Genomic DNA, 3,431 nt, shown 5'->3' on the forward strand with positions numbered 1-3,431 from the left:
CGACCGCCCGCCTGCCCTGGCCCGCCGATCTGCCCGAACAGATGCGCGCCGTCGCCGATGCCCTCGCCGCCAGTGCCCAGCCGCTCGACGAGGAGGCACTGGCAGGCCGGTTCACCGGGCGCGGGCCGTGGAAGAAGCGGCTGCCGCAGATCCTGGAGACGCTGGTGGTGCTGGGCAAGGCGCAGCGGGAGGCGGGGGGACGCTGGCGGGGGGCTTGAGAGCGGCCGTGCCGCTCAGCCCTCGAACCAATCCACCAGCCGCAACCCCGACACGCCCGTGAAATCCTTCAGATTGCGCGTGACCAGCGTCAATCCGTGGGCGACCGCAATCGCGGCGATCTGCCCATCGGCGAACGGCAGTGGCCGCCCGCGGCGGTCGGCGTCGACGCGCAACTCGGCGTGCAGACGCGCCACCGAGGCGTCATAGGCCAGCACCGGGAGACCGCCCACGACCTCCTGCAGATAGCGCCCGATGTCGTCCTTGCGCCGGCCATCGGGCATCCGCAGCCAGCCAAACCGCAGCCCATGCCACACGGGTGCCGGCACGGCCAGTTCTTCCGAATGCCGTGCCAGATGCGCCATCACGCCGGCGTGCGGCCGCTGTCGGATCCCTTCGGACAGGACATTGGTGTCGAGCAGCCAGACCGGCGCCGTCCCGCTCGCCTGCACACGCACGCTCACAGCGCGTCGGTCCAGTCCACCACACGCCCGGGGCCGGGATCGCGCAGATCGGCAAAGGGGTCTGGCTCTTCCTCCAGCCCAGTGCCAGCCTCGGGCGCCAGACACTCGGCGCGCCACTGCGTCAGGCGGGCGCTGAACCCGGCGGTGCCAGTCTGAAGCCGTCGGTACTGTGCCCACGACATCAGCACACCCGCCGTCTGCCCGCGGCGCGAGATCAGGACTGGCGTGTCAGTGGCCTCGACCTCGCGCAAGGTGTCGGCCAAGTGGGCACGGGCTTCGGTGAAGGGCAGAGAGTGCATGACAGCCTTTCAGCGGCAATGGCATGAATGCCAGATGTACCATTCAACTGCACATCATCAAGACACACGCACCCATCCGTCGGTCTCAATACCCGAGGAAATCCACCTCGAACACCAGCGTCGCATTCGGCGGAATCACACCGCCAGCGCCGCGGGCGCCATAGCCCAGGTTCGACGGGATCAGCAGCACGCGGGTGCCGCCGACATGCATCCCCTGCACGCCTTCGTCCCAGCCACCGATGACCATGCCCGCGCCAAGCGCGAAGCGGAAGGGCTGGCCGCGGTCCTTGCTGGAGTCGAACTTGCGGCCGCGGCCGTTCGGGGCAGCAGCGTCGTGCAGCCAGCCGGTGTAATGCACGCTGACCTGGCGGCCGGCGGTGGCGAGTTCGCCCGTGCCGACGACGGTGTCTTCGTACTGCAGGCCAGAGGGAGTGGAGATCATGGAGTGAGCCTTCGTAGGGGTGGAACAACGTAAACGGCCGCGATCATGCCACCAGTTGCGGCCCACCGCCCTGCGCGCCCCAGGCCGCCAGTGACGCCTGCAGCACCGCATTCACATCCGCACACCAAGGTACCGCCAAGCCCAGCGCCGCCGCCGCCGCCCGCAACACCTCGACCGGCCGCTCCACCGCCACCGCCGGCGCTCCGGTCTGCTTCGACAGCTTCTCGCCCTGGGCATCGCGCACCAGCGGCGTGTGCCGGTAACGCGGCGTCGGCAGGCCCAGGCACTGCTGCAACCCGATCTGGCGCGGCGTGTTGTCGGCCAGATCCTCCCCGCGCACGACGTGGGTGACGCCCTGCGCCGCGTCATCGACCACCACCGCGAGCTGGTAGGCCCACAGCCTGTCCGCCCGCCGCAGCACGAAGTCGCCGACCTCGCGGGTGACGTTCTGGCGCTGCGGGCCGAGGCGGGCGTCGGTCCAGTCGATCACCACGTCACCGCCATCGGGCGCCACGGTCAGCAGCCGCACCGCCCGCGCCTCGGCCCACGCCACCGGCTGCGCGCCACCGGGGCGGCAGGTGCCGGGGTAGACGAGTTCGCCATGGCGCGTGCGGTCGTGGCCGAGCGCCGTCTGCGCCAGCGCGATTTCGCGGCGCGTGCAGCGGCAGCCGTAGGCGAGACCGGCGGTGTGCAGTCTCTCCAGCGCCACGGCGTACAGCGCACCGCGCCGGGACTGCCACACCGGCGCCTCGTCCGGCACCAGCCCGCAGGCCGTCAACTGGCGCAGGATCTCGGCGTCGGCGCCCGGCACGCAGCGCGGCGTGTCCACATCCTCGATGCGGACCAGCCAGCGCCCGCCGTGTACACGCGCATCGAGCCACGAGGCCAGCGCGGCGGTCATCGAACCGGCGTGCAGCGGCCCGGTCGGCGACGGGGCGAAGCGGCCGACGTAGCCACCCGCCGCCGCCGGCACCGCGCTCAAAGGATCAGACCGGCGTGCTGCTCCAGCAACGCGCGGCGGGTAACGGGGCTTTCGAGCTGCTGCAGCCACCAGCCCAGCGCCCGGCCGACGCCCGGCCCGGCCCGCCAGGCGTAGTGCAGATCGACGCTCGACCGCATCCCCTCGGTCTGCTTCACCACCAGCCGCCCGGCCGCCACATGCGCCCGCAACAGCGGCTCCGGCAACCGGCCGCAACCCAGGCCGCGGATCTGCGCCTCCAGCTTGGCCACCAGCGAGGGCACGGTCAGCACGTCCTGCCCCGGCTGGATGCCGAAGGTGTGGCGGTCCATGCGCTGCGCGGTGTCGGCCATGGCGATGATGCGGTGCTGCGCCACCGTCTGCAGCGACAGCGGCTCGGGCAGCGCCGCCAGCGGGTGGTGCGGCGCCACGGCCAGCAGCATCTCCAGCGAACCCAGCGGCACGCTCTGCACCTCCTGCGGCAAGCCACTCGGCATCCCGATGCCGATCGCCAGATCCACCTGCCCGTTCAGCAGCGCCTCCAGCGTGCCGGCCATCACCTCGTTGCGCAGCTTGAGCCGCGTGGGCAGCGGGCCGGCGTCGGGCGACTCGGTGCAGCGCAGCGCGTAGAACGCCTCGATCAGGTCGAAGATCGCCCGCGGCGCCACGATGTTGTCCACCGCGATCGCCAGCGTCGTCTCCCAGCCAGTGGCCACGCGCTGCACCCGGTTGGCCACGGCGTCCATCTGCGCGAGCAGGCGCCGGCCCTCGTGCAGCAGCTCGGCGCCGGCGGCGGTCAACTGCGCCTGGCGCGAGCTGCGGTCGAACAGCAGCACGTCCAGCGCCTCCTCCAACTGGCGCACGCTGTAGGTCAGCGCCGACGGCACCTTGCCGAGTTCCCGCGCCGCCGCGGCAAAGCTGCCGGTGCGGGCGATGGTGTCCATCATCTCCAGGGCTTCGGGGGTCAGGGCGTGGCGGCGGTCGGTCATCGGCGGGTGGGGCGCCGGGGTGGGCGCGCGCTGGGGTTCAAGGCTTTTGAATGATGCCATCAC

6 protein-coding genes are annotated in these 3,431 nt (G+C 71.7%); 1 reads left to right on the forward strand and 5 read right to left on the reverse strand.

Features of this window, described 5'->3' with window-relative positions; translation table 11 throughout:
• On the forward strand, positions 1-218 hold a 218-nt coding region (locus QZW52_RS19065; RefSeq protein WP_294001700.1), incomplete at its 5' end, for a hypothetical protein.
• 15 nt (positions 219-233) lie between these two features.
• Here the strand turns inward: QZW52_RS19065 and QZW52_RS19070 are convergent.
• From QZW52_RS19070 to QZW52_RS19090, 5 genes are all read right to left on the reverse strand, one after another.
• On the reverse strand, positions 234-680 hold the full coding sequence (locus QZW52_RS19070; RefSeq protein ID WP_294001702.1) for a type II toxin-antitoxin system VapC family toxin: 447 nt from the start codon (positions 678-680) through the stop codon (positions 234-236).
• A complete protein-coding gene (locus tag QZW52_RS19075; protein WP_294001704.1) occupies positions 677-979 on the reverse strand; it encodes a type II toxin-antitoxin system Phd/YefM family antitoxin in 303 nt (100 codons plus the stop codon). Before QZW52_RS19075 ends, QZW52_RS19070 begins: the two co-directional genes overlap by 4 nt.
• Positions 980-1,064: 85 nt before the next feature.
• Positions 1,065-1,421, reverse strand: a complete 357-nt coding sequence (locus QZW52_RS19080) for an FKBP-type peptidyl-prolyl cis-trans isomerase (RefSeq protein WP_294001705.1) — start codon at positions 1,419-1,421, stop codon at positions 1,065-1,067.
• Positions 1,422-1,464: 43 nt separating this feature from the next.
• Positions 1,465-2,394 (reverse strand): tRNA glutamyl-Q(34) synthetase GluQRS, encoded by a 930-nt coding sequence (gluQRS, locus tag QZW52_RS19085; protein WP_294001706.1) that lies wholly within the window; start codon positions 2,392-2,394, stop codon positions 1,465-1,467.
• 5 nt (positions 2,395-2,399) lie between these two features.
• A complete protein-coding gene (locus QZW52_RS19090; protein ID WP_294001707.1) occupies positions 2,400-3,368 on the reverse strand; it encodes a LysR substrate-binding domain-containing protein in 969 nt (322 codons plus the stop codon).
• Between the last annotated feature and the right edge of the window lie 63 nt (positions 3,369-3,431).

It is taken from the genome of Sphaerotilus sp. (assembly GCF_013299175.1).
Classification (GTDB): Bacteria; Pseudomonadota; Gammaproteobacteria; order Burkholderiales; family Burkholderiaceae_C; genus Sphaerotilus.

Bases quoted from the DNA above. Each gene is read 5' to 3' on its own strand.
- QZW52_RS19075 (WP_294001704.1), bottom strand. From the start codon at position 979: ATGCACTCTCTGCCCTTCACCGAAGCCCGTGCCCACTTGGCCGACACC.
- QZW52_RS19090 (WP_294001707.1), bottom strand. From the start codon at position 3,368: ATGACCGACCGCCGCCACGCCCTGACCCCCGAAGCCCTGGAGATGATG.
- QZW52_RS19080 (WP_294001705.1), bottom strand. From the start codon at position 1,421: ATGATCTCCACTCCCTCTGGCCTGCAGTACGAAGACACCGTCGTCGGC.